Source organism: Serratia sp. LACPHL-BACT-2024-00286 (assembly GCF_043109535.1).
Taxonomy (GTDB): domain Bacteria; phylum Pseudomonadota; class Gammaproteobacteria; order Enterobacterales; family Enterobacteriaceae; genus Serratia; species Serratia sarumanii.
Window position 1 is genome coordinate 88,467 of record NZ_JBICNA010000002.1, and the last position, 22,344, is coordinate 110,810.

General features: G+C 61.5%; 24 protein-coding genes. 13 read left to right on the forward strand and 11 right to left on the reverse strand.

The window, feature by feature from the left end; translation table 11 throughout:
* The first annotated feature begins 98 nt into the window (after window positions 1-98).
* Window positions 99-974, forward strand: coding sequence for a diaminopimelate epimerase (gene dapF, locus ACF8MC_RS06935; protein ID WP_033647009.1), 876 nt, complete (start codon window positions 99-101; stop codon window positions 972-974).
* Here dapF and ACF8MC_RS06940 read toward each other — a convergent pair.
* Both ACF8MC_RS06940 and ACF8MC_RS06945 read right to left on the reverse strand, forming a co-directional pair.
* Window positions 949-2,247 (reverse strand): SLC13 family permease, encoded by a 1,299-nt coding sequence (locus ACF8MC_RS06940; protein WP_164104699.1) that lies wholly within the window; start codon window positions 2,245-2,247, stop codon window positions 949-951. The two genes, dapF and ACF8MC_RS06940, sit on opposite strands and share 26 nt — an antisense overlap.
* A gap of 84 nt (window positions 2,248-2,331) precedes the next feature.
* Window positions 2,332-3,237 carry a helix-turn-helix domain-containing GNAT family N-acetyltransferase gene (locus ACF8MC_RS06945; protein ID WP_164104698.1) on the reverse strand — a complete coding sequence of 302 codons (906 nt, stop codon included), beginning with the start codon at window positions 3,235-3,237 and terminating at the stop codon, window positions 2,332-2,334.
* 481 nt (window positions 3,238-3,718) lie between these two features.
* Between ACF8MC_RS06945 and ACF8MC_RS06950 the strand changes: the two genes are divergently transcribed.
* From ACF8MC_RS06950 to ACF8MC_RS06970, 5 genes are all read left to right on the forward strand, one after another.
* Window positions 3,719-4,390: a CsgG/HfaB family protein gene (locus tag ACF8MC_RS06950; RefSeq protein WP_033647014.1), complete on the forward strand. Its 672-nt coding sequence runs from the start codon at window positions 3,719-3,721 to the stop codon at window positions 4,388-4,390.
* 18 nt (window positions 4,391-4,408) lie between these two features.
* Complete coding sequence (locus tag ACF8MC_RS06955; RefSeq protein WP_033637573.1) at window positions 4,409-4,765, forward strand: DUF4810 domain-containing protein; 357 nt, start codon at window positions 4,409-4,411, stop codon at window positions 4,763-4,765.
* Window positions 4,762-5,418 carry a DUF799 domain-containing protein gene (locus ACF8MC_RS06960; RefSeq protein ID WP_164104697.1) on the forward strand — a complete coding sequence of 219 codons (657 nt, stop codon included), beginning with the start codon at window positions 4,762-4,764 and terminating at the stop codon, window positions 5,416-5,418. Before ACF8MC_RS06955 ends, ACF8MC_RS06960 begins: the two co-directional genes overlap by 4 nt.
* Window positions 5,419-5,530: 112 nt before the next feature.
* Entirely contained in the window at window positions 5,531-7,021 is a 1,491-nt protein-coding gene (gene amyA / locus ACF8MC_RS06965) for an alpha-amylase (protein WP_164104696.1), read from the forward strand.
* 120 nt (window positions 7,022-7,141) lie between these two features.
* On the forward strand, window positions 7,142-7,990 hold the full coding sequence (locus ACF8MC_RS06970; protein ID WP_033637570.1) for a PA4780 family RIO1-like protein kinase: 849 nt from the start codon (window positions 7,142-7,144) through the stop codon (window positions 7,988-7,990).
* Between the two features lie 9 nt (window positions 7,991-7,999).
* On the opposite strand, the gene ACF8MC_RS06975 is transcribed toward ACF8MC_RS06970, so the two are convergent.
* Window positions 8,000-8,218 carry a hypothetical protein gene (locus tag ACF8MC_RS06975; protein ID WP_060420028.1) on the reverse strand — a complete coding sequence of 73 codons (219 nt, stop codon included), beginning with the start codon at window positions 8,216-8,218 and terminating at the stop codon, window positions 8,000-8,002.
* A 69-nt stretch (window positions 8,219-8,287) separates the two neighbouring features.
* Here ACF8MC_RS06975 and ACF8MC_RS06980 point away from each other — a divergent pair, with 69 nt between their 5' ends.
* Entirely contained in the window at window positions 8,288-9,115 is an 828-nt protein-coding gene (locus ACF8MC_RS06980) for an AraC family transcriptional regulator (RefSeq protein ID WP_164104695.1), read from the forward strand.
* Here ACF8MC_RS06980 and ACF8MC_RS06985 read toward each other — a convergent pair.
* From ACF8MC_RS06985 to lsrG, 3 genes are all read right to left on the reverse strand, one after another.
* Window positions 9,091-9,681: a LysE family translocator gene (locus ACF8MC_RS06985; RefSeq protein WP_033647484.1), complete on the reverse strand. Its 591-nt coding sequence runs from the start codon at window positions 9,679-9,681 to the stop codon at window positions 9,091-9,093. The genes ACF8MC_RS06980 and ACF8MC_RS06985 overlap by 25 nt on opposite strands.
* Before the next feature lie 83 nt (window positions 9,682-9,764).
* Window positions 9,765-10,670, reverse strand: coding sequence for an EamA family transporter (locus ACF8MC_RS06990; RefSeq protein WP_033647025.1), 906 nt, complete (start codon window positions 10,668-10,670; stop codon window positions 9,765-9,767).
* Window positions 10,671-10,756: 86 nt separating this feature from the next.
* On the reverse strand, window positions 10,757-11,050 hold the full coding sequence (lsrG, locus tag ACF8MC_RS06995; protein ID WP_048321359.1) for a (4S)-4-hydroxy-5-phosphonooxypentane-2,3-dione isomerase: 294 nt from the start codon (window positions 11,048-11,050) through the stop codon (window positions 10,757-10,759).
* Window positions 11,051-11,243: 193 nt separating this feature from the next.
* On the opposite strand from lsrG, the gene lsrK reads away from it, so the two are divergent.
* From lsrK to ACF8MC_RS07025, 6 genes are all read left to right on the forward strand, one after another.
* Window positions 11,244-12,809 (forward strand): autoinducer-2 kinase, encoded by a 1,566-nt coding sequence (lsrK, locus tag ACF8MC_RS07000; RefSeq protein ID WP_033637567.1) that lies wholly within the window; start codon window positions 11,244-11,246, stop codon window positions 12,807-12,809.
* A 220-nt stretch (window positions 12,810-13,029) separates the two neighbouring features.
* Window positions 13,030-14,214, forward strand: a complete 1,185-nt coding sequence (locus ACF8MC_RS07005; RefSeq protein ID WP_033637566.1) for an MFS transporter — start codon at window positions 13,030-13,032, stop codon at window positions 14,212-14,214.
* A gap of 59 nt (window positions 14,215-14,273) precedes the next feature.
* Complete coding sequence (locus tag ACF8MC_RS07010) at window positions 14,274-15,167, forward strand: LysR family transcriptional regulator (protein ID WP_033637565.1); 894 nt, start codon at window positions 14,274-14,276, stop codon at window positions 15,165-15,167.
* A gap of 79 nt (window positions 15,168-15,246) precedes the next feature.
* On the forward strand, window positions 15,247-15,588 hold the full coding sequence (gene yajD, locus ACF8MC_RS07015; protein WP_016928619.1) for an HNH nuclease YajD: 342 nt from the start codon (window positions 15,247-15,249) through the stop codon (window positions 15,586-15,588).
* Window positions 15,589-15,859: 271 nt separating this feature from the next.
* Window positions 15,860-16,495 carry an AAA family ATPase gene (locus tag ACF8MC_RS07020; protein ID WP_033637564.1) on the forward strand — a complete coding sequence of 212 codons (636 nt, stop codon included), beginning with the start codon at window positions 15,860-15,862 and terminating at the stop codon, window positions 16,493-16,495.
* Window positions 16,492-16,794, forward strand: coding sequence for a hypothetical protein (locus ACF8MC_RS07025; protein ID WP_033637563.1), 303 nt, complete (start codon window positions 16,492-16,494; stop codon window positions 16,792-16,794). Before ACF8MC_RS07020 ends, ACF8MC_RS07025 begins: the two co-directional genes overlap by 4 nt.
* A 39-nt stretch (window positions 16,795-16,833) precedes the next feature.
* Here ACF8MC_RS07025 and ACF8MC_RS07030 read toward each other — a convergent pair whose 3' ends face one another.
* The 5 genes from ACF8MC_RS07030 to ACF8MC_RS07050 form a co-directional block, all read right to left on the reverse strand.
* Entirely contained in the window at window positions 16,834-19,077 is a 2,244-nt protein-coding gene (locus ACF8MC_RS07030; RefSeq protein ID WP_164104694.1) for a molybdopterin cofactor-binding domain-containing protein, read from the reverse strand.
* A 2-nt stretch (window positions 19,078-19,079) separates the two neighbouring features.
* Entirely contained in the window at window positions 19,080-19,532 is a 453-nt protein-coding gene (locus ACF8MC_RS07035; RefSeq protein ID WP_033653460.1) for a (2Fe-2S)-binding protein, read from the reverse strand.
* Window positions 19,533-19,548: 16 nt separating this feature from the next.
* Window positions 19,549-20,880 carry a cytochrome c gene (locus tag ACF8MC_RS07040; RefSeq protein WP_060451398.1) on the reverse strand — a complete coding sequence of 444 codons (1,332 nt, stop codon included), beginning with the start codon at window positions 20,878-20,880 and terminating at the stop codon, window positions 19,549-19,551.
* Complete coding sequence (locus ACF8MC_RS07045) at window positions 20,877-21,401, reverse strand: MarR family winged helix-turn-helix transcriptional regulator (RefSeq protein WP_060451397.1); 525 nt, start codon at window positions 21,399-21,401, stop codon at window positions 20,877-20,879. Before ACF8MC_RS07045 ends, ACF8MC_RS07040 begins: the two co-directional genes overlap by 4 nt.
* A 170-nt stretch (window positions 21,402-21,571) precedes the next feature.
* Window positions 21,572-22,327, reverse strand: a complete 756-nt coding sequence (locus tag ACF8MC_RS07050; RefSeq protein ID WP_204350875.1) for a CDP-diacylglycerol diphosphatase — start codon at window positions 22,325-22,327, stop codon at window positions 21,572-21,574.
* Window positions 22,328-22,344: the final 17 nt, after the last annotated feature.

Consider the following 22,344-nt stretch of genomic DNA (forward strand, 5'->3'; position numbering starts at 1 on the left):
TCGTGCAAAAGGGCGGCTCAGGCCGCCTTTTGTTTGTTTTGACGCCAACGTTCTGTTGTAAGCTGTAGCAACCTTTTTTTGCTGAGCCGAGCAACGACATGACTCCCCTGCTGTTTCACAAATATCACGGCCTGGGCAACGACTATCTGGTATGCCACCGTTCGGTCGCCGATCGTCTGAGCCAGGAACAGATCCGCCTGCTGTGCCACCCGCATTACGGCATCGGTTCCGACGGCCTGCTGATCGACAGCGGCGACGCCGTCAATCCCACCCTGCGCATCATCAACCCGGACGGCTCCGAAGCGGAGAAAAGCGGCAACGGCCTGCGTATCTACGCGCGGTATCTGTTCGACAGCGAGCGCGTAGGGCATCAGCCGTTTCTGGTGCACACCGCCGGAGGCGACGTGCGTTGCCAAGTGGCGGAAGACGCGCATCAGATAACCGTGGAGATGGGGCGCGCCAATTTCAGCCCGGCGGCGCTGCCGGCCTTGATCGATCTGCCGGAGGCGCTGAACTATCCCCTGCCCCTGAGGGAGGAGACGTTAAGCGTTTCGCTGGTGTCGATGGGCAACCCGCACTGCGTGGTGCCGGTGGAGAAACTGGATCTGGCGCAGGTGCATCGGCTCGGACCGCAGATTGAACGCCATCCGCTGTTCCCGAAACGCACCAATGTACAACTGGTGGAAGTGGTCGATCGCCAGACGCTGCGCATCGGCATCTGGGAGCGCGGCGCCGGTTTTACCCTCGCCTCCGGCAGCAGCAGCTGCGCCGCCGCCAGCGTGATGCGCAAGTTGGGACGAGTCGGCGATCGGGTTAGCGTGCGGATGCCGGGCGGCGAACTGCAGATCGCCTTCAGCGGCGATTTTCAGGTCAGCATGCGCGGACCGGTGCATAAAATCGCCACCCTGACGCTGGACGAAGATTGTTTTGCCGGCGGCGCGGGGCTGTTTACGGGATCCACCCCAGCAGCCTGAACCACAGATAGTCCAACGGCACCAGCAGCGCAAAGCTGAGCGCGGCCAACAGCAGGCACAGCTTCAGCCCTTCGCGCGCCGGCACTTTGCCCATCCCCATCGCCACCACGATCGGCGAAGCCTGATACGGCAGCAGCGGCGTGGCATAACCGATCACCTGGGTCATCAGCACCGTCAGCAGCGGCAAGCCGCTGCCCGCGGACAGCGCCTGCGCCAGCGGGCTAAACAGCGCCGGCACGCCGTTGGCTGTCACCACGAAATTCAGCAACGCGGTGATCCCCACCAACGAACCGAACGCGGTGAACGGTTTGCCGTGCAGAACCGGCATCATCGCCAGCAGCGCACCGCCCAGCCGATCGCCAAGCCCCGAGTGGCTGACCAGCGCGGTCAGCCCCAGGATCCCCGCCACGTAAATGCAGGTGCGCACGTTAACCCCGGCGGCGAACTGCTCGCCGTTGAGAAACCCGATACGCGGCAACAGGCACAAGCAGGCCGCCGCCAACCCGATCCAGGCGGGAGCGATGCCGTGCCAGCTGTCGGTCATCCACAGCAACACCGTGGCGCCCAACAGCGCGATCAGCCGCCATTCGGCGGCGCTGAGCGGGGTTTGCGCCGCCTCGGCCGCCACCGGCTGCGGCCGCGCACGGAACAGGCCGCAGATGCACAGCGTCAGCAGCGCGCCTTTGGCAACCCCGAGCACCGGGGCGTGCAACAGCAGGTAAGAGAGATAAGCGAAGTGGCTGCCGTAGGCGCTTTCCGCCGCGCCGCTCATCACCAGGTTGGGCACGTTGGCCGGCAGGATGCTGGCGGAGAGCTGGAAGGTGCCGAACCCCACCGCCAGCGCCAAACCGATGCGGCCGCGCGTGCCCTCCGCCAGACCGGCGCGATCGGCCAACGCCATGACGATCGGCATCAGCAGCGTAATGCGCCCCATGTTGGAAGGCATGACAAACGCCAGCGCGTAGCTTATCGCCACCACGCCGCCCACCAGGCGCGGCCAGGAGCCGGCCAGGTGCGGCAAGAGTCGGTTGGCCAGGCGATCCGCCAGGCCGGTGCTGCGGATGGCGGTGCCCAGCACGAAACCGCTGAGCACCAGCCAGAATGCGGAAGACGCGAAACCGGAAAAGGTCACTGCGGCGGGCGCCAGCTGCAACACCATCACCGCCGCGAAGAACAGCAGCGCGACCAGATACTCCGGTAAGCGGGCGCTGGCCCATAGCGCGATGACCACCAGCGTGACCAGCGCGGACAGCGCCATCGGATCCCCCAACATAGTTTCCTCCCTGATAAAACGTTGTGATTGTTATCAAACGGTTAACAGGGTGGCACAAGGCGCGGGCGCTAACCTTGAAACCGCTCACATATCGTCGTTCTTCAGATTTTTCAGCATGCACACGTTGCAGCCGTGATGGCCGGTGTTGCCGCGCCGTTCCGTCAACAGCATGAACCCCAGCGCGTAGTACAGCCCGATCGCCTCTTTCAACTGTTCGGTGGTTTCCAGGTAGCAGTAGCGATACCCCGCCCCCCGCGCCGCCTTAAGCGCCTGCACCACCATATAGCGCGCCATGCCCAGCCCGCGCGCGCCGGGCTTGAAGAACAGTTTCTGCAGCTCGCAATAGCCGGGCTCTTCGCCCGCCAGCGGCGCCATGCCGACGCCCCCCACCACCTGCCCGTCCCGCTCCAGCACCCAGTAGTGGCCGCCGTTGTCGCGATACAGGCCGGTCAGCCGATCGAGATCCGGATCGTGCAGGCTGACGCCTTCCATCTTGTCCATGCCGTACTCGCGAAACACGTCGCGAATGATCGCCGCCATCGCCGCATCGTCGCGCGCGGCAATCGGCCGCACCCGCAGGTTGGCGTCGCGCTGTTTGCGCGCGCTGCGCAGCGCCGCGGTCATCTTTTTCATCGCCGCCGTGGTGCTCGCCAGCTCATCGTCGTCCAACTGCGCCAGCGCCGCCTGCATAAAACCGTCGGCGTCGCTCTCGATGCCGGCCAGCGCCTTGCCGCCCTTTTTACTCAGCCGATGCAGGTTGTGCCGCCTGTCATCCGGATGATCCACCGTTTCTATCACGCCGGCGGCCACCAGGCTGCGCAGCGCCCGGCTGGCGCTGGCCTTGTCGATGCAAAGCCGGGCCGCCAGCTCGGTGACGCCCAGCGGCTGCTCGCTGACTTCGATCATCAGATGGATCTGCAGCGGCGAAAAGCGCGAGCCGTTGCTCTGCTTGTTCAACATGCCGAATTCTCTGACCAAACTGCGCGCCAATGCTCTGAAATCCCTGATGTTCACAATTGATATCCCCGATTAGCTGCCGATGAAAAATGACATTTGGTTGATAGTGTTACCTAATTTTCACTACCTTAACGGATCATCAAGCCGCCATGAACCCCGGCATAATACAGGAGTTGATGCAAAACGTAACATTACTCAATACAACAAACTGATTAGTTAAAATATTTCAGGATTAATGGCCATATGTTTGCGATTAAAAAGACAATAACCCAGACAAAAAATGCACAATCGTGGAAAACGCTGTAATGACAAGAGAAAATCGATACTAATTCATTGTATTCCAATAGGTTACAATAATGTTAATAACGGCATTAATGCCGATATCTTGTTGTAATTTGTTACATATTCATGGCAGGATCGCGGCGTTTCCATAACGGCGACAACGTTCGTTATGTCAACGTCGGGCGCGGGTTGCTCCCGCGCTGTTTTATGCTCATGGAGAGATCGCATGCCAATGAAAAAATCACTCGCCGTCTGTTCCGTTGCCCTTTCCGTCACTTTGCTGGCGGGCTGCGCGACCGAATCCTCCCGCTCTTTGGAAGTGCCGAAAGTGGCTTCCTACAACACCACTTATCAGGGCCCACGCAGCCCTATCGCCGTCGGCAAATTCGACAACCGATCCAGCTACATGAACGGCATCTTCTCCGATGGCGTCGATCGGCTGGGCAATCAGTCCAAGACTATCCTGATCACGCATTTGCAGCAGACTGGCCGTTTCAACGTGCTGGATCGCGCCAACATGGAAGAGTTGAAAACTGAAGCCGGCATTAAAGGGAAGGCGCAAACGCTGAAAGGCGCCAACTATGTGATTACCGGCGATGTCACCGAATTCGGCCGTAAAGAAGTCGGCGATCATCAGCTGTGGGGGATTTTGGGCCGTGGTAAATCACAGGTCGCTTACGCCAAAGTCAATCTGAACGTCGTAAACGTACAGACCTCAGAAGTCGTCTATTCCGCTCAGGGTGCCGGTGAATACGAACTGTCCAATCGCGAAATCATCGGTTTCGGGGGCACCGCCAGCTACGACTCCACCCTCAACGGCAAGGTGCTGGATCTGGCCGTGCGTGAAGCCGTCAATAACTTGGTCACCGGTATCGAAAACGGCGCATGGCGCCCTGCTAACTAACGGAATAGAAGCAGAAAGATGATAACTAAAAAAATGGGCGGGGCGCTGTTTGCAGCGACCCTGCTGGCCGGCTGCGCCGCGCCGAAAACGCTTTACAATTGGGATGGCTACCAGACTTCTCTCTATCAATACTACCAGCAGGAGGGGCAAAGCCCTGAGCAGCAGATCGCCACGCTGAAAGAGATCGTCGAGAAATCCCGCGCCAAGGATAAAGCCGTACCGCCAGGTCTGCATGCGCAGCTGGGGCTGCTGTACAGCAAAATCGGCAACGACGGACAAGCCATGAATGAATTCAACACGGAAAAAACGCTGTTCCCGGAGTCGGCGCCGTTTATGAATTTCCTGATGGCCAGGGATAAAGGGAGCTTTAAATGAAACGTGTACTCACTTTCCTCGCCGTTGCCGCCATCCTGTTGCTGAGCGGCTGTGCCAAGCAAACGCCTTATGACTATGCGGCATTCCATGAGAGCAAGCCGAAGTCGATCCTGGTCTTGCCGCCGATGAATCAGTCGCCGGATGTCAAAGCCAGCCACAGCGTGCTCGCCAGCGCCACCTTGCCGCTGGCCGAGGCCGGTTACTATGTGATGCCGGTCGCTGTAGTGGAGGAAACCTTCCTGCAAAACGGCCTAACCAACGCCAACGACATCCGCGCCGTCAGCCCGAAAAAACTGCACCAGATTTTCGGCGCCGACACCGTGCTGTACCTGGATGTCACGCAGTACGGTACCAGCTACATGGTGATCAGCAGCGAAACTCGCGTTACCGTAGCCGCTCGCCTGGTTGACCTGCGCAACGGCAAACAGCTGTGGGCCGGCACCGCCACCGCATCCAGCAACGAAGGCAACAACAATTCCGGTGGCCTGCTGGGCATGGTGATCAGCGCCGCGATTTCGCAAATCGCCGATACCATCAGCGACAAAGGATTTGATGTTGGCGCCATCGCCAATACCCGCCTGCTATCGGCGACAGGTCAGAACGGCGCCATTCTTTATGGCCCACGCTCACCTCATTACGCCAGCCAGCGTTAAGCCGTCTCTCGGGCGGCCTTCTCGGGCCGCCTATGCCAAACTTGTCCCTTTTGCCAAAATTAGCCCATGCTTTAACTGCTCCTCTCCTTCTGGCTAACCGGGACGCTGGCTCATGACGAAAAAAACCACCCTGCTGCAATTCTTCCACTGGTACTACCCCGACGGCGGCAAACTGTGGCAGGAGGCCGCCGAGCGCGCGCCGCACCTGGCCGAACTGGGCATCACCGACCTGTGGCTGCCGCCCGCCTGCAAGGGCGCTTCCGGCGGCTACTCCGTCGGCTACGATACTTACGATCTGTTCGATCTCGGCGAGTTTGACCAGAAAGGCAGCGTGGCCACCAAATACGGCGACAAGGCGGCGCTCGAACACGCCGCCAATACGCTGCGCGAACACGGCGTGGGGGTGCTCTACGACGTGGTGTTCAACCACAAGCTCGGCGCGGACGAAAAAGAACGGGTACACGTGTTCAAGGTGGACGCCAACAACCGCAACGACATCGACGACCAGGGCTTCGACGCGCTGGCCTACACCCGCTTCACCTTTCCCGGCCGCCAGGGCATGCATTCTGAGTTTATCTGGGATTACAAATGTTTCAGCGGCGTCGACTACGTTGAGCAGCCGGACGACAAAGGGGTGTTCAAAATCGCCAACGACTATGGCGACGACGGCTGGAACGATCAGGTCGACGACGAAAAGGGCAACTACGACTATCTGATGGGCGCCGACGTGGAGTTCCGCAATACCGCCGTGACGGAGGAGCTCAAATACTGGGCGCGCTGGCTGTTGGAAAGCCTGCCGTGCGACGGCTTCCGTCTGGACGCCGCCAAACACATTCCCGCCTGGTTCTTCAAAGAGTGGGCGGATCACGTGCGCGACAGTGCGCAGCGCGACCTGCTGATCGTTGCCGAATACTGGTCGCACGATCTGAGCGCGCTGCAACAATACATCGAGTTGGTGGACGGCAAGGTGATGCTGTTCGACGTGGCGCTGCACCTGAAGTTTCATCAGGCGTCGAAACAGGGCGACGGCTTCGACATGGCGCAAATCTTCACCGATACCCTGACCGCCGCCGATCCGGCCCACGCGGTGACGCTGGTCGCCAACCACGACACCCAGCCGCTGCAGTCGCTGGAAGCGCCGGTGGAACCCTGGTTCAAACCGCTGGCCTACGCGCTGATCCTGCTGCGCGAACAGGGCGTGCCCTGCGTGTTTTATCCCGACCTGTATGGCGCCAGCTACCGCGACAAGGGGCGCGACGGCGGCGAGTACCAGATTGATATGCCGGCGATCCCGGAGCTGGAGAAGCTGATCGCCGCCCGCCAGCGTTTCGCCAACGGCCCGCAAACCGACTACTTCGACGACAGCCACTGCGTGGCCTTCAGCCGCGCCGGCACCGCCGAGACCCCAGGGTGCGTGGTGGTGCTGACCAACGGCGGCGAAAGCGGCAAAACCGTCGCGCTGGGAGCCGATCTGGCGCACACCGCCTGGCGCGATTTCCTCGGCAACCGTCAGGAGGAAATCACCACCGACGACCAGGGCAGCGCCCATTTCCCGGTCAACGCCGGCAGCGTCAGCGTCTGGGTGCCGGCCGCCAGCCTGTAAGCGCCCGCCGCCGCGCAATGATGCAGCGGCGGCAAAACTAATGTTTGCCTTTCGGGTCTAACTTACGCTATCAACTGCGCAAGCCATTCACACCGGAGCCTAAATAGGGTACAAGGCTGCATGAAAATTCCAAAACGACTCCAGCCGCTGGTTGATGACGGATTAATCGACGACGTCATCCGCCGGTTGAAAAGCGGCAAAGAAGCCGACGTGTTTATCGTGCGCTGCGGCGATGAGATCCGCTGCGCCAAAGTGTACAAAGAGGCCGAGAAGCGCAACTTCAAGCAGGCCGTTCACTATCAGGAAGGGCGCAAGGTGCGCAATAGCCGCGACGCGCGCGCCATGAGCAAAGGCTCCAAATTCGGCCGCCAGCAGCAGGAAGAAGCCTGGCAAAACACCGAAGTGGACGCGCTGTATCTGCTGGCCAAGGCCGGGGTGCGGGTGCCGCAGCCGGATATCTGCCTGGACGGCGTGCTGCTGATGGAGCTGATCACCGACGAAGAAGGCCTGGTGGCGCCGCGCCTGAGCGATGTCATCCTGACGCCGGAACAGGCGCGCGCCGATCACGCCCTGATGATGAACTACGCGGTGCGCATGCTGTGCGCCGGCCTGGTCCACGGCGACCTGTCGGAATTCAACGTGCTGATGGATAAAGACGGGCCGGTGATCATCGATCTGCCGCAGGTGGTGGACGCCGCCGCCAACAACCACGCCAAAAGCATGTTCGAGCGCGATATCGGCAATCTGGCGGAGTATTACGGCCAGTTCGCGCCGGAGCTGCGCGATAGCCAATACGCCAAAGAGATTTGGGCGCTGTATCAGGAAGGCAACCTGACGCCGGACAGCGTCCTCAGCGGCCGGTTCAGCGAAACCCTGAAACGCGCCGACGTCGGCTCGGTGCTGGAAGAGATCCAGGCCGCCGGCGAGGAGCATCAACGCCGCATGATGGCGCGCAACGCGGAAGAGTAACGCGCCGCGCTATTCGACGCGAAACACCTCCGGCCGCTGCAGCGTCGCCGCCTCGTGATAAATATCCCCCAGATAGCCGGCGATCTCCTCTTCGCGCAGGTCGGCCGGCAGCACGATATCGCAGCTGGGGGCATACTTGCGCTCCGGCAGCGTCACGCGGAACAGCCGCCATTCGTCCCCGATGCGCTTCACGCCCAGCAGACGGCCGAATACGTTAAAAATCATCATCCGCCATTCCCCCGCTCGTCGCTTTCAGGCTATAACACTGTGATGCCGCCGCAGTGAAAAGGAAAGCGTATGAGTGAAAAAACGCCGCAGTTCTGGCGCGATCCGCAGTTGCCGTTCGTCGAAGCCCGCGCCATCGCGGATGGCCGCCAGGTGTGCTACAGCCTGCACAGCCACGAATTCTTTTCCATCGGCGCCATCACCGGCGGCGTCAGCACCTATGTCAACGGCGAGCGGCGCATGCAGGTCAGCGCCGGCGATTTGGTTGTCATCAACCCGCAGCAGGCGCATGCCTGCAACCCCATCGCCGATCGGCGTTGGTCGTACATCATGTTCTATCTCGATCTCGCCTGGCTCGGCGCGCTGCAGCAGGAGCTGCTCGGCGGCGACGGCGACCGTTTTGTTCCGTTCAGCCAGCCGCTGAGCCGCGATCCGGTGCTGTTCCACGGCCTGAACCGGCTTTATGCGCTGCTGACGGATCCGCTGTGCAGCGCGCTGGAAAAACAGATCGCCATGGTGGAGTATTTCAGCGCCCTGCAGCTCGGGCTGGGCGATGCCCGCCAACCGGAGACACCGTCGCATGCCCGACTGGAAGCGGCGGCGGCGTTTATTGACGCGCACTGTACCCGGCCGCTGACGCTGGACGACATTTGCCGCGCCGCCGCGCTGTCCCCTTCTTACCTGATCCGCGCCTTCCGCCAGCGTTACGGCATGACGCCGCACGCCTATCTGGTTAACCGCCGCGTGCAGCACGGCCATCGGCTGTTGAAAAGCGGCCTGCCGATCGCCGCGGCCGCCAGCGAAAGCGGCTTTGCCGATCAGGCGCACTTCCAGCGCACCTTCAAGCAGCTGCTGGCCGCCACGCCGGGGCAGTATCAAAAACCCTCCGCCAGCAGATAGCAGGCGCTGGCCGCCAACAGCAGCGCCATTACGCGGTTGAAACGCCGCACGTTGCGCGCCTGCCTGAGCAGGCCGCGCAGCATCGCGCCGACATAGGCCCAGCAGGCCACCGAGGCATAGCAAATCACGAAGTAGAGCCCGGCGAACTGCCACAGCAGCCGGATGTCGCCGTCGCCGACAAAGGCGCCGAGGCTGGCCACCGACGCCAGCCACGCCTTGGGGTTCAGCCATTGCATCAGCGCGCCGTAGCGGCAGGAAGGCGCCCGCGCCGCGCCGCTGCCCAACCTGCCGTCGTCAAACGCCAACCGATAGGCCATAAACAGCAGGAAAGCCACGCCGGCCCACTGAATCAAGCGGGTCAGCGCCGGCCACAGGATCAGCAGCTGGTGCATGCCCAATCCCAGCAGCACCAGCAACAGGGTAAACCCCAGCGTGGCGCCGAACACGTGGCGCTGGGCCGCGCCAAAGCCGAATTGCGCCCCGGCGCTCAATGCGACGATGTTGACCGGGCCGGGGGTGATGGAGGCCGCCAGCGCAAACGCGGCCATGGAAAGGTAGATATTCATGATGGTCACCTGAGAAAGTATTCACAGGCGCCAGAATGCCGACCGCCGTCGACAAGGTATTGAACAGAATTGCCCTGTTCGGTTTAACGCGCGATCGCCGCCCGGCGGCGCGGCAGCCCGAAGGTGTTGACCGCCATGCCGCCCAGCACCAGCAATGCGCCGCCGAACTGCGCCGGCGACAGCGCTTCGTCCAGCAGCAGCCAGGCGGCGAACAGCCCGACCAGCGGCACCAGCAGCGTCAGCGGCGCAACGCGCCAGGTTTCATAGCGCCCCAGCAGGCTGCCCCACACCGAATAACCGAACAACGTGGCGGCAAACGCCAAGTAGGCAACCGCCAGCCAGGTGCCGACCTGCACATGGCCCAGGCTGCTCAGCACCGCCTGCGGGCCGTCGAACAGCCAGCTGCAGGCCAGGAACGGCACGACCGGGATCGGCGCGCTCCACACCACCAGCGACAAAATGTTGCGCTGCGGGAAACCGGCCAGGATCTTCTTGTTGGTCAGGTTGCCCAGCGCCCAGGAAAACGCCGCCGCCAGCGTCAGCAGCAGGCCCGCCAGGGGGACCGCGCCGCTGCCCGGCTTATGCAGGCTGGCCTGCGCCAGCACCAGCATGCCGCCGCTGGCGATAGCGATGCCGACGAAATGGTTGACGCGCAGCTTTTCGCCCATCAGCACGACACCCAACAGCAGGGTGAAGAACACCTGCGCCTGCAGCACCAGCGAAGCCAGCCCCGCCGGCATGCCCACCTTGATGGCGACAAACAGGAAGGCAAACTGCGCGAAGCTCATGGTCATGCCGTACAGCAGCAGCCATTTCCACGGGATCGTCGGGCGCGGGATAAAGAAGATCGCCGGCAACGCCACCAGCAAAAAACGCATCCCGGCCAGCAGAAACGGCGGCATGCCCTGTAAACCGAACTTGATCACGACGAAATTCACGCCCCAGATCACCACCACCAACAGCGCCAACAGCCGATCGCGCAATGTCATCCTCGCCCCGCTTATCCCATTGAAAATCGCTTTAGCTTGCAGGTTACAACCAAACCGGGCGTATGGACACCGGCAAACGCCGGCGATTATTCCGGCATCAGGCCGATAAAGGTGGTCTTCTTGCGCGGGCCGGTCATCAGCGCTTCCAGCTTCTCCACGCACTGCAGGTAGTGCGGGGTCTGCTTGTGCGCCGCCACCGCCTGCTCGTCGCGATAGGCTTCGTAGATGTAAAACCGCGTCGGAATCTGTTCGTCCTGCAGCACGTCGAAGCGCAGGTTGCCCGGCTCTTCGATTGCCCCCCGATGATTGGCGCGGAAAACATTGATAAATTCGTCGATTTTGTCTTGTTTAACGTTGATCTCAACCAATGTGACGTGCATGACAGCTCCTTGTTTGAACGGCGCGCCGTAGCATGGCGCTTTCCAACCATAGGTTTATTCCCGTCGATTGCCCTGCCGCAACGGCAATTTTGCCGCCTGGCTCACAAATCGCACCGGCGACGCCCACTCCTCCCCCGGCGGGGTATGGCGGCGGCATCTATAGTTAACACTCCTCCCCCTGAGAGCATAGGCTATGGATAACTACTTGATGGCGCTGGACGCAGGAACGGGCAGTATTCGCGCGGTGATCTTCGATCTGGCGGGCAATCAGATCGCGCACGGCCAGGCGGAGTGGCAACACCTGGCGGTGCCGGGCGTGCCCGGCTCGATGGAGTTTGACCTCAGCCGCAACTGGCAGCTGGCCTGCCAGTGCATTCGCCAGGCCTTGCAGCGCGCCGGGCTGACGGCGCAGGCGATACGCGCGGTGGCCTGCTGCTCGATGCGTGAAGGCATCGTTCTGTACGACCGCAACGGCGTGCCGATCTGGGCCTGCGCCAACGTCGACGCGCGCGCCAGCCACGAAGTCAGCGAGCTGAAAGAGTTGCATAACCACGGCTTCGAACGCGAGGTGTATCAATACTCCGGCCAGACGCTGGCGCTGAGTGCCATGCCGCGTCTGCTGTGGCTGGCGCACCATCGGCCGGACATCTACCGCCAGGCGGCGACGCTGACCATGATCAGCGACTGGCTGGCCAACATGCTCAGCGGCGAGCTGGCGGTCGATCCTTCCAACGCCGGCACCACCGGCATGCTGGATCTGACCAGCCGCGACTGGCGGCCGGCGCTGCTCGACATGGCCGGGCTGCGCGCCGATATTCTGTCGCCGGTGAAAGAGACCGGCAGCGTGCTGGGGCGCGTCACCGAACAGGCGGCGCAGGAGAGCGGGCTGCTGCGCGGCACCCCGGTGGTGATGGGCGGCGGCGACGTGCAGCTCGGCAGCCTGGGGCTTGGCATCGTGCGCGCCGGGCAGACGGCGGTGCTCGGCGGCACCTTCTGGCAGCAGATCGTCAACCTGCCGGAGCCGGCCATCGATCCGGAGATGAACATCCGCATCAACCCCCACGTCATTCCCGGCATGGCGCAGGCGGAATCCATCAGCTTCTTTACCGGCCTGACCATGCGCTGGTTCCGCGACGCCTTCTGCGCGGAGGAAAAATTGCTGGCGGAGCGGCTGGGGGTCGATGCCTACAGCCTGCTGGAAGAGATGGCGGCCAGGGTACCGCCGGGCGCCTACGGCGTGATGCCGATTTTCTCCGACGCCATGCATTTCAAAACCTGGTATCACGCGGCGCCGTCGTTCATCAATATGTCGATCGACCCGGAGCGCTGCAATAAACAGACGCTGTTCCGCGCGCTGGAGGAGAACGCCGCCATCGTCTCCGCCTGCAACCTGGAGCAGATCGCCGCCTTCTCCGGCGTGCAGGCGCGCTCGCTGGTGTTCGCCGGCGGCGGCGCCAAGGGCAAGCTGTGGAGCCAGATCCTCAGCGACGTCACCGGGTTGACGGTGCGGGTGCCGGTGGTGAAAGAAGCCACCGCGCTGGGCTGCGCGATCGCCGCCGGCGTCGGCGCCGGGCTGTTCGAGTCGCTGGCCGAAACCGGCGAACGCCTGGTGCGCTGGGAGCGCGAGCATCAACCCGACATGACCCACCATGCGCTGTATCAGGAACAGAAAGAAACCTGGCGGCAGGTTTACGCCGATCAGCTGACGCTGGTGGATAACGGCCTGACCACCTCGCTGTGGAAAGCGCCGGGGCTTTAAACGCAAGCGGCATTCGGTCATAACCTTATGCCGTTTTATTCCTTACCCCGCAGCGCGGCGCAAGCCGCGTTTTCACTCGCCGCCGGCGATTGTTTCCCCTCAGAAACAGTGTAACCACCGCAAACGGATTTATCCGCGGCTTCGGCCTGCCGTAGATTGTGACTTCGGTCACACCGCGCCCCGAGCGCGGCCTGCGCATTCACCCAAGACGAGCGGCATTATGCTGAATAATAAAGATAAACCTGCATCATCCCCGTGGCCGGCGATCTTCTCGCTGACGGTCGCCTGTTTTGTCATGGTCACCACCGAGTTTCTGCCGATCGGCCTGCTGACCAACATCGCCCCTTCGCTCGGCGTCAGCACCGGCACCGCCGGGCTGATGGTCACCATGCCCGGCATCGTGGCGGCGGTGGCCGCACCGGTGTTGAGCCTGGCTTCCGGCCGGCTGGACAGACGCCTGCTGATGCTGGGACTGTCGTTGCTGCTGATGGTGTCCAACCTGGTGGCGGCGCTGGCGGTCAACTTCCCGATGATGCTGTTGGGCCGCGTGCTGCTGGGAGTCTGCGTCGGCGGTTTCTGGTCGTTCGCCGCCAACTACGGCCGCCATCTGGTGCCGGAAGCCAGCCAGGGCCGCGCCACCGCGCTGATCCTCAGCGGCATCTCGGTCGGCGCGGTGTGCGGCGTGCCGGCGGGGGCGCTGATCGGCGATCTGTTCGGCTGGCGCGCCGCCTTCTTCGGCGGTGCGGCTCTGGCGGTCGGCGTACTGTTGGCGCAGCTGCGTTTACTCACGTCGGTACCGCCTTCCCGGCCGGTTACGCCGCGCGATCTGGTGCTGCCGCTGCGCCTGCCGATGGCGCGCATCGGCCTGATCGCCATCGTGCTGCTGTTCATCGGCCACTTCGCCGCCTATACCTATCTGCGCCCTCTGCTGCAACAGGTGTTCGTGCTCAGCCCATCGGCGATCTCGCTGCAGCTGCTGGCCTATGGCGCCATCGGCCTGCTGGGCACCTTCCTCGGCGAGCGCCTGGCGGAACACAGCCTGCGCGCCACCTTTATCCTGATCGCCGCCATGCTGGCGGGTATTCTGATCGTTTCGCCGCTGCTCAGCGGCCTCGCCGGCGCCACGCTGATGGTGTTGGTCTGGGGGTTGGCGTTCGGCGCCGTGCCGGTATGCGCCACCAACTGGATGTTCGCCGCGGTGCCGCAGGCGCCGGAAGCCGGCCAGGCGCTGCTGGTGTGCGTCATCCAGATCGCACTGGCCTCCGGCGCACTGCTGGGCGGCGAGGTGGTGGATTGGCAGGGCGTCAGCAGCGCCATGCTGTTCGGCGGCGCGCTGATCCTCTCCGCCACGCTGGTGTTCGGCCTCAGCTTGCGCTCCGGCGCGATTGGCGCTAAACAGTGTTAATCATTATCTATCTGCAGAAACATGCCCCGGCCACTGCCGGGGCATGACGTTGGGAACCTATGGATCATCATTTGCTCGCTATCCGGGTATTTAACCGCGTGGTGGAAACCGGCGGTTTTACCCGCGCCGCCGATTCGCTGGGCATGCCGAAAGCGACGGTCACCAAGCTGATCCAGAATCTGGAGGATCACCTGCAGACCAAGCTGTTCCAGCGCACCACCCGCAGCGTGTCGGTCACCCGCGAAGGCGAATGCTATTACCAGAATACGGTGAAATGGCTGGCGGATTTGGAGCAGATGGAGGGCTGTCTGACCGAGTCACAGAATTCTCCGCAGGGCGTGCTGCGCATCGATACCGGCAGCGGCACCGCCCGCCAGCTGCTGTTGCCGGCGCTGCCAGGCTTTTTGGAACGCTACCCGCAAATCCAGATCGATCTCAGCATCGGCGATCGCGTTATCGATCTGATCAGCGACAGCGCGGACTGCGTGATTCGCAGCGGCCCGTTGGCCGACTCCAGCCTGATCGCCCGGCGTCTGTTCGATCTGGACTGGGTCAGCTGCGCCACCCCGGCTTATCTGGCGCGCCACGGCGCCCCACGCCACCCGTGCGATCTGGAACAGGGTTTTCCGATGGTGCACTACCGCCATCCGGTCAACGACCGCATCCATCCGCAACGCTATGTCGAACGCGGCAAAGAGATCGCCATTCAACAGCGCTACCCGGTCAGCATTAACGAAGGCAACGCGCTGCTGGCGGCGAGCCTGGCCGGATTGGGCATCATCCAGATCTATCGGTTTATGGCGCAGCCGCACCTCGAGCGCGGCGAGCTGGTCAGCCTGCTGCACGACTGGCAGCCGCCGCCGGAGCAGATGTACGTGGTGTACCCGTCCAATCGCCACCTCAGCGGCAAGCTGCGGGCGTTTATCGACTGGGCGGTGGAGACATTTCGCTAGCGACAGGATGAGCCGCACGTTGTCGCCGCACGCAGTGTGGTATTATTTGCCGCATAGTGATTCACGACGGACGACCACCATGGCCTATATCCCCAAAAACTATGCGAAGCTGGAAACCGGCTATCGCGAAAAAGCGCTGAAACTGTTCCCCTGGGTGTGCGGGCGCTGCTCGCGCGAGTTCGTTTATTCCAACCTGCGCGAACTGACGGTGCACCACATCGATCACGATCACAGCAACAACCCCGAAGACGGCAGCAATTGGGAAATGCTGTGCCTGTACTGCCACGACCATGAACACTCGAAATACACCGAGGCCGATCAATACGGTTCGACGGTGGTGGCCGGTGAAGACGCGCAGAAAGATGTCGGCGTCGCCACCCATAACCCGTTCGCCAACCTGAAGGCGATGATGAAGAAGTAACGCCACCGACAGCTTAATGAGCCACTAACTTATTAAGCTGTTAAATTAACAAACCCCGCCTCCGCATCGCCACTTCCCAGAGAATTCCTACTTACCCATCCGGGCCTTCCAGCGCAAAATAAGCTGCGCAGTTAACGACATACTGGCTTGGCAAGCCGCCGCAGTTGGTGCATATTGTTCGCGAGTTGTTCTTGTTAACCTGTTTGATTATCAACCTAATAAGCACATTAACTTAATAAGTTATCAGCTTAATAACTTGAGAGATGGCAGCATGATTGTTCTGATTGGCTCGCAAAAAGGCGGCGTCGGCAAATCGACGAAAGCGGTGAATATCGCCGGGTATCTGATTCTTAAGCAAGGCAAGACGGCGATCATCGTCGATGCCGACGACCAGAAATCGATCATGACCTGGTACAACGACCGTCAGAACGTCGAGGGGCTGCCGCACATTCCGGTGGTGGCCGCGTCGGGCAAAATCAAGGAAACGCTGCTGGAACTGGATCGCCATTACGACTACGTGATCGTCGACACCGCCGGCCGCGACAGCGCCGAACTGCGCTCCGGGCTGCTGGCCGCCGATCTGTTCCTCTCGCCGCTGCGCCCTTCGCAGATGGATCTCGACACCATCGGCTATCTGTCGGAGATGTTCTCCACCGCGCAGGAATACAACGAGAAGGTCAAAGGCTACATCGTGCTGAACATGTGCCCGACCAACATCTTCATCAATGAAGCCAACGAAGCGGCGCAGGTGCTGAGCGAATACCCGGAGTTCACCCTGGTGAGCCACCGCCTGTGCGACCGCAAGATTTACCGCGACGCCTGGGGCGAAGCCATCACCGTGCATGAGGCGAACAACGAAAAGGCGCAGAGCGAAATTGAATGCCTGGTGAAAGAGGTGATCCTGTGAAGAAGCGCACCCCCACCCACCGCATGTCGGAAGACGAATTCATCAACAGCGCCACCTCGCACACGCTGCCGGTCGCGGCGCCCGCGCCGGAAGCCAAACCGGCCGGCCGCAAGCGCACCTATAAGGCGATTTCCGTCAGCCTGACGGACAGCCACATTGAAGCCATCGATGAAGTGATCGTGCAGGCGGCGCGCAGCGGCATCGTGCGCATTACCCGCTCCGACATCATCAAGCTGGCCATCGACGGGCTGGCGGAGAAAAGCGAAGCGCAGCTGCTGGCGCTGCTGAAGAAGCTCTGACCGCGCGGCAGCCGCCGGCTGGCCATCGCCGGCGGGCCGTTACACCGAGGAGAACTCGCGTGGGAACGGCATCGTACGATAGGTTTTGCCGGTGGCCTTATGCAGCGCGCTGGCTATCGCCGGAGCGACCACCGCAGTCGACACTTCTCCGCATCCCTGCGGCGCACGCGCGCTGTCGAGCACCACCACTTCCACTTTGGGCATTTCGGCGATCGCCAGCAGCGGATAACGATCGAAATTCCCTTCCACCACGCCGCCCCGTTCAAAGTGCAGTTCGCTGTGCAGACAGGTGGTCAGCGCAAAGCCGATGCCGCCCTCTACGTTGGCGCGCACCAGGTTCGGGTTTATCACCTTGCCGCAGTCAATCGCACATACCGCGCGGAGCACCCGCAGCCGCCCTTCCTGAATGGCGATTTCAACCACCAAACCGACGTAAGTGGTGAAAGCGTTATTGCGGCCGAGCCAAATATTGCACGACATCCCGCGATAAACGCCCGGCGGCGGTTCGCGCTGCCAACCCGCCGCCGCCGCGGTAGCCTCCAGTACGCGCAACGCCTCTGGGTTGCCCTGCAGCAGATACCGCCGATACTGATACTCGTCCCGCTTGGCCTTATGGCTGAGTTCGCTGATAAAGCTTTCCAAAAAGAACAGGCTGGCGACGCTGCCGACGCCACGCAGATAGCTCAGGGAAATCGGCTGTTCGACGATGCCGGCCTCCACCTTCAGATGAGGGATGCGATACGGCGTGCTGTAAACGCACTCCACCATACTTTCATCCCATCCCCCGGCCTCGTGTACCGTTTCGCGCCGCATTTGCCAGAATAGCGACTGCCCGGCATAGCGCGCCCACAGCGCCTGCGGGTAGCCGTTTTCATCCAGCAGCGCCCGATAATGGCTGATGCAGGCCGGACGATAATATTCATGCCGCATGTCGATCTCGCGCGGATAGATCACCTTGACCGGTTTCCCCACCGCCCGGGAGGCGGCGGTAGCATGCATTACGGCATCCGGCAGATATTTGCGCCCAAAGCTGCCCCCCAGGTAGGTCGTATTCACCACCACATCCGTCGGCTTCAGCCCGAACATTTTCGCCAGAACGTTGCGCACCATGTCCTGCCCCTGGAAAGGGCCCCAGGTTTCGATACGGCCCTCTTCATAATGGCTGGTGGCGTTGCATGGCTCCAGGGTGGCATGCGCCACATAAGGCGCGCCGTAACGCGCCTCATGCAAGCGCGAATCTTGTTCAGCGCCACGAATCAACGCCGGCGCCTCGCCGCGATCGACCGCCGACACCAAGGTATCGCCATCCAGCATCGCCAGATTCTCCGCCGCAATCGCGCTATCGGTCAGCGCTTGCCCTGCGCCCGGCAGCCAGTCGACCTCCAGCAAATCCGCCGCCTTTTTGGCCTGCCAGTAGCTCGCCGCCACCACGATCACCGTATTGAGCGACATATCGTGATCCAATCCGACCATGTTGTTCATCGACCACTGCCGGGTCAGCACCAGCTCCACTACGCCCGGCATGGCCCGGATCTGCCGTTCATTACGCACGGCGACCAGCTTTCCGCTGAGATCGGGCACCATCCAGGGGACGCCGATCAGCATCTCCGGCAGGTCAATATCGATACCGTAAATCGCGCTGCCGTCCACTTTCTCCGACGTATCGACCCGCAACAGCGGCTTGCCGATGAAACTCTCTTGCTCTTGCGCTTCGCTCTTTAAAGCAGGCTGCGGATCCAACGGCAGCTCGGCGGCATAGCGCACCAGATCGCCATAGGCGACCTTGCGCTGCCCGCCCTCCTCAATCACCCAACCTTTCTCCGTACGGCACTGCCGCGGTGAAAGTGCGAGATGTCGCGCACCGGCCCGCAGAAAAAAGTCTCTCGCCTGCGCGCCGGCCAGCCGGGTGCGCTGATAAAATTTGGTCATGGAGGTTGAAGCGGCGACAAACTGCGCGAAAGCCTCGCCCCCGGCAACCTGGCGGTAGGCATCGCGGCCGGTGACGAACTTCACCGTCACCTGCGCCCAATCGGCATCCATTTCCGCCGCCACCACTTCGGCCAGGCCGGTGTAAATCCCCTGCCCGACCTCACATTGCGACACGCCGATGACGATGCGGCCGCCGCTATCGATCCAGATCCAATCGTTCAATTCGTACTGACCGTCGGGCGGCGCCGCATCCTGCGAAACCACGGCTGCCAGGCTGCGCGTCGATATCGGCAACAGCATGGCGGCCACCGCCAACGCGCTGCCTTTTAGCAAGGTTCTGCGGGTGATCGCCATGCTTAGGGTTCTCCCTTGTCGGCGGCGCGGTGCACCGCCGCGCGGATACGGTGATAAGTGGCGCAGCGGCACAGATTGGTCAGGCCGGTATCTATCTGCCGGTCGTCCGGCTTCGGGTGCTCCGCCAACAGCGCGCTGACCGCCATGATCATGCCCGATTGGCAGTAGCCGCACTGCGGCACATCCTCTGCAATCCAGGCCTGCTGCACCGGATGACTGCGATCGGTGGACAATCCTTCGATGGTGGTCACCTGCCGATCGCGTACCAATTGCAGCGGATAGCAACATGAACGCACTGCCTTACCGTCGACATGTACCGTACAGGCGCCGCAGGCGCCGATACCGCAGCCGAACTTGGTGCCGGTTAACTTAAAATGTTCCCGGATCACCCACAGCAGCGGCGTATCCGGCTCGCCGTTAAATTCGACCGCCTGGCCGTTCAGATTGAACTTCATGCCACTCTCTCCTCGCTCAACGCTTCACCCGACGTTTCACCCACGCCCCGATGACGATCAATGCCAGCAATACCCCGCCCCAAAACACATAAGGCAGTGACGCGATCAACCACGGTTTCTCACCGCCAGCCCGCAGCTGAGCCACTTGCTGCGGCGTTATCCTGACCGCCGGATTGCCGAATTGCTGCAATACGTAATTGCCCAGCTCGGCCAGTTGCCGGTCATCCAGGCTGTCGGCGAATCCCGGCATCCAGGTTTGCAGCGTCTCTCCCTGGCGCTGCACGCCATGCAGCATCACCATGATCAGGTTATTGGCCTGCTCGCTGCCTACGGTGGAATTGTTTGTCAAAGAAGGGAAATGGCCGTCGTAGGCGCCTTCGCCGCCCAGGCGATGGCAACTGGCGCAGGCAGCGGCATACAGCGCCTGCCCGGCGGCACGGCCTTCACCGCCTCCCTGATAGGCATAGGCCGCTTTCGTTCCTTGCGCGGTGGCGATCGGCGGCGTCTGTTTAAGCCAGTCGGCGATGGCGTCGAGATCGTCGTCGCTCAGGAAACGCAGGCTGTGCTCCACCGCCTCCGCCATGCCGCCGGCGGCCTGGGCTTTGTCATTGCGCCCGGTACGCAAATACTGCACCAACTCTTCCCTGCTCCAGCCGCCGATGCCGCTGACGGGATCCGAGGTGATATTCGGCGCGATCCAACCGCCGGCCTCCCCGCCCGCCAGATAGCGATCGTCGCGTTCGGCCATCATCGCGTTGCGCGGGCTGTGGCACGCCGAGCAATGCCCCAAAACATCCACCAGATAGCGACCACGCGCTTTTTTCACGTCTTCATCGACGGGCGTTTTTTTCAGAAACAGCCAGTTCCAGCCGTGGATCGCATAACGCCAGGAAAAAGGGAACGCCAGTTGGGTCTCAGGCACCGCGCGATCGACCGGGGCGACGCCGGCCATGAAATAACGATACAGCGCGTGCAGATCGTCATCGCTCAGCCCCCGATAAGCGGTATAGGGCATGGCGGGATACAAGGGTTGGCCGTCTCGCCGGATGCCCTGCGTTAACGCGCGGCGAAACTCTGGCTCACTGTAGTCGCCGATGCCGGTTCCTTTGGCGGGCGTGATATTGCTGGCGATGATATCGCCCATCGGCGAAGCGATGGCATAACCGCCGACGTAGGGGGCGTCCTGTTGGGCGCTGCCGCGGTGACAAGCCGCGCAATCTGCGGCGATCGCCAGGTATTTTCCGCGTGCGATGACCTGTTGGTCATTTTGGCTGGCGAAGACCGGGCAGGAGAAGATCCCCAACGCGATAACGCACAGCTGTTGTGCTCTCCGCCAGCGGCCGTTCACGCTTCACCTTCCGGCTTCATCGCTCCCGCGCGCTCCTCCGCCAACAGCGCAAACTCGTCCGGCAATAGATTTTCCTGTTCGAGCATCGCTATCGCGTTATGTTTGATGCCAAACAATACGCGGTAAAAAGCCTCCAGATCGCCGGCCGAAATGCCGTTGAGCAGCTTTTGCCGTGCCTGTTGGCTGGAGTGATCCAACTGCGCCAGCATCTCCTGCCCGGCCACGGTCATTCTCACGCCTTTAGCGCGCTTATCTTCAGACAGGGCATCGCGAGCGATCAGCCGATTTTTTTCCAAAAACAGTAACGCACGCGACATCGTCGAGACTTCGGCGTTCAAATGCTGGGAAACGTCTTTCAGGGTGCAGCCATCACCCAAATCGGCAATCGCGCTCAGCGCCAGCCAGTGCGGGCGCGTCAGATTGGTCATTTTTACCGACTGGTCCATCGCCGTGCGCCACAGGCGATTGGTCACATCCAGATGGATGCCCAGCGCAGCAGGAAGTTTGCGTGGTTGTGACATACCGGAATGCTCTCGCTTATTTATTTGCTTGTGCAAACAAATAATAGATCGGACGTTATGACAGGATCAAGCAGATGTCGCGGAATAAAATAAAATCCAGTTAATACAGAGCGATATATCGCATTTTTACAGATTTGCTCCCCGACAACGCGGGGAGCGATAAGAAAAACTCAGTTCCCCGCCACCGCGCAGTGGTAGTCCTGAATTTCGCCGGCCGAGCCCAAGTTCAGATCGGTCAACTTCAAACGGTTGGCCAACAGCAGCATCTCGCCCTGCGGGCTGACCGCCAGCGCCAGGCCATAATTGCCGATGCTGTCGCCCTGCTCGACCACATAGTTGTGCAGCAAACGGAAAGGATCTTCCTGGGTTAAATCGGTGCCCGCCAATTTTCTGGCCAGATATTGGTGGCCGACTAATTTCACCGCCAGCGGGCGCCACTGCTGATCTAATTGCTCCGCCTGTTGCCCCAGCGCGTTATAGACATCCTGACGCAGGCAGGCAACGTGAATATGCAGCTGATCCTGAGAACGGCCATATTTCGAATTGACCGCCAGCGAAAGCCACGCATCTTTTAACGGCTTACCCAACTCGCCGGATATATGTTCGCGGTTATTCCAGGCCTGGGCGAAATAAGGCGGCACGTGCTCCGTCTGCAATGCCGGGCTCTCGATGCCGCTGACCTTTTCGGTTGGCATCACCAGATCGTGATAGGGGCCTTTGCTGTCCTTAAACAGCACATAACCCTGTGTTAAATCAACCTTTAAGCAGGGCGCCGGATCGTTGTTCTGCTGCTGATTGGGCACGCACTGTTGGCTGACGATTTGCCACAGCGCATTCGGATTGCCGCGCCCGAAGAACCACCACAGCACCGCCGCCAGCAGCAAAATGACAAGCAAAATAATTAATAGTCTGAAAAGTCTTTTCATCGTGACTCCCTGTTTAG

Bases quoted from the DNA above. Each gene is read 5' to 3' on its own strand.
- dapF (WP_033647009.1), top strand. From the start codon at position 99: ATGACTCCCCTGCTGTTTCACAAATATCACGGCCTGGGCAACGACTAT.
- ACF8MC_RS06940 (WP_164104699.1), bottom strand. From the start codon at position 2,247: ATGTTGGGGGATCCGATGGCGCTGTCCGCGCTGGTCACGCTGGTGGTC.
- ACF8MC_RS06950 (WP_033647014.1), top strand. From the start codon at position 3,719: ATGAAAAAATCACTCGCCGTCTGTTCCGTTGCCCTTTCCGTCACTTTG.
- ACF8MC_RS06955 (WP_033637573.1), top strand. From the start codon at position 4,409: ATGATAACTAAAAAAATGGGCGGGGCGCTGTTTGCAGCGACCCTGCTG.
- ACF8MC_RS06960 (WP_164104697.1), top strand. From the start codon at position 4,762: ATGAAACGTGTACTCACTTTCCTCGCCGTTGCCGCCATCCTGTTGCTG.
- amyA (WP_164104696.1), top strand. From the start codon at position 5,531: ATGACGAAAAAAACCACCCTGCTGCAATTCTTCCACTGGTACTACCCC.
- ACF8MC_RS06970 (WP_033637570.1), top strand. From the start codon at position 7,142: ATGAAAATTCCAAAACGACTCCAGCCGCTGGTTGATGACGGATTAATC.
- ACF8MC_RS06975 (WP_060420028.1), bottom strand. From the start codon at position 8,218: ATGATGATTTTTAACGTATTCGGCCGTCTGCTGGGCGTGAAGCGCATC.
- ACF8MC_RS06980 (WP_164104695.1), top strand. From the start codon at position 8,288: ATGAGTGAAAAAACGCCGCAGTTCTGGCGCGATCCGCAGTTGCCGTTC.
- ACF8MC_RS06985 (WP_033647484.1), bottom strand. From the start codon at position 9,681: ATGAATATCTACCTTTCCATGGCCGCGTTTGCGCTGGCGGCCTCCATC.
- ACF8MC_RS06990 (WP_033647025.1), bottom strand. From the start codon at position 10,670: ATGACATTGCGCGATCGGCTGTTGGCGCTGTTGGTGGTGGTGATCTGG.
- lsrG (WP_048321359.1), bottom strand. From the start codon at position 11,050: ATGCACGTCACATTGGTTGAGATCAACGTTAAACAAGACAAAATCGAC.
- lsrK (WP_033637567.1), top strand. From the start codon at position 11,244: ATGGATAACTACTTGATGGCGCTGGACGCAGGAACGGGCAGTATTCGC.
- ACF8MC_RS07005 (WP_033637566.1), top strand. From the start codon at position 13,030: ATGCTGAATAATAAAGATAAACCTGCATCATCCCCGTGGCCGGCGATC.
- ACF8MC_RS07010 (WP_033637565.1), top strand. From the start codon at position 14,274: ATGGATCATCATTTGCTCGCTATCCGGGTATTTAACCGCGTGGTGGAA.
- yajD (WP_016928619.1), top strand. From the start codon at position 15,247: ATGGCCTATATCCCCAAAAACTATGCGAAGCTGGAAACCGGCTATCGC.
- ACF8MC_RS07020 (WP_033637564.1), top strand. From the start codon at position 15,860: ATGATTGTTCTGATTGGCTCGCAAAAAGGCGGCGTCGGCAAATCGACG.
- ACF8MC_RS07030 (WP_164104694.1), bottom strand. From the start codon at position 19,077: ATGGCGATCACCCGCAGAACCTTGCTAAAAGGCAGCGCGTTGGCGGTG.
- ACF8MC_RS07035 (WP_033653460.1), bottom strand. From the start codon at position 19,532: ATGAAGTTCAATCTGAACGGCCAGGCGGTCGAATTTAACGGCGAGCCG.
- ACF8MC_RS07045 (WP_060451397.1), bottom strand. From the start codon at position 21,401: ATGTCACAACCACGCAAACTTCCTGCTGCGCTGGGCATCCATCTGGAT.
- ACF8MC_RS07050 (WP_204350875.1), bottom strand. From the start codon at position 22,327: ATGAAAAGACTTTTCAGACTATTAATTATTTTGCTTGTCATTTTGCTG.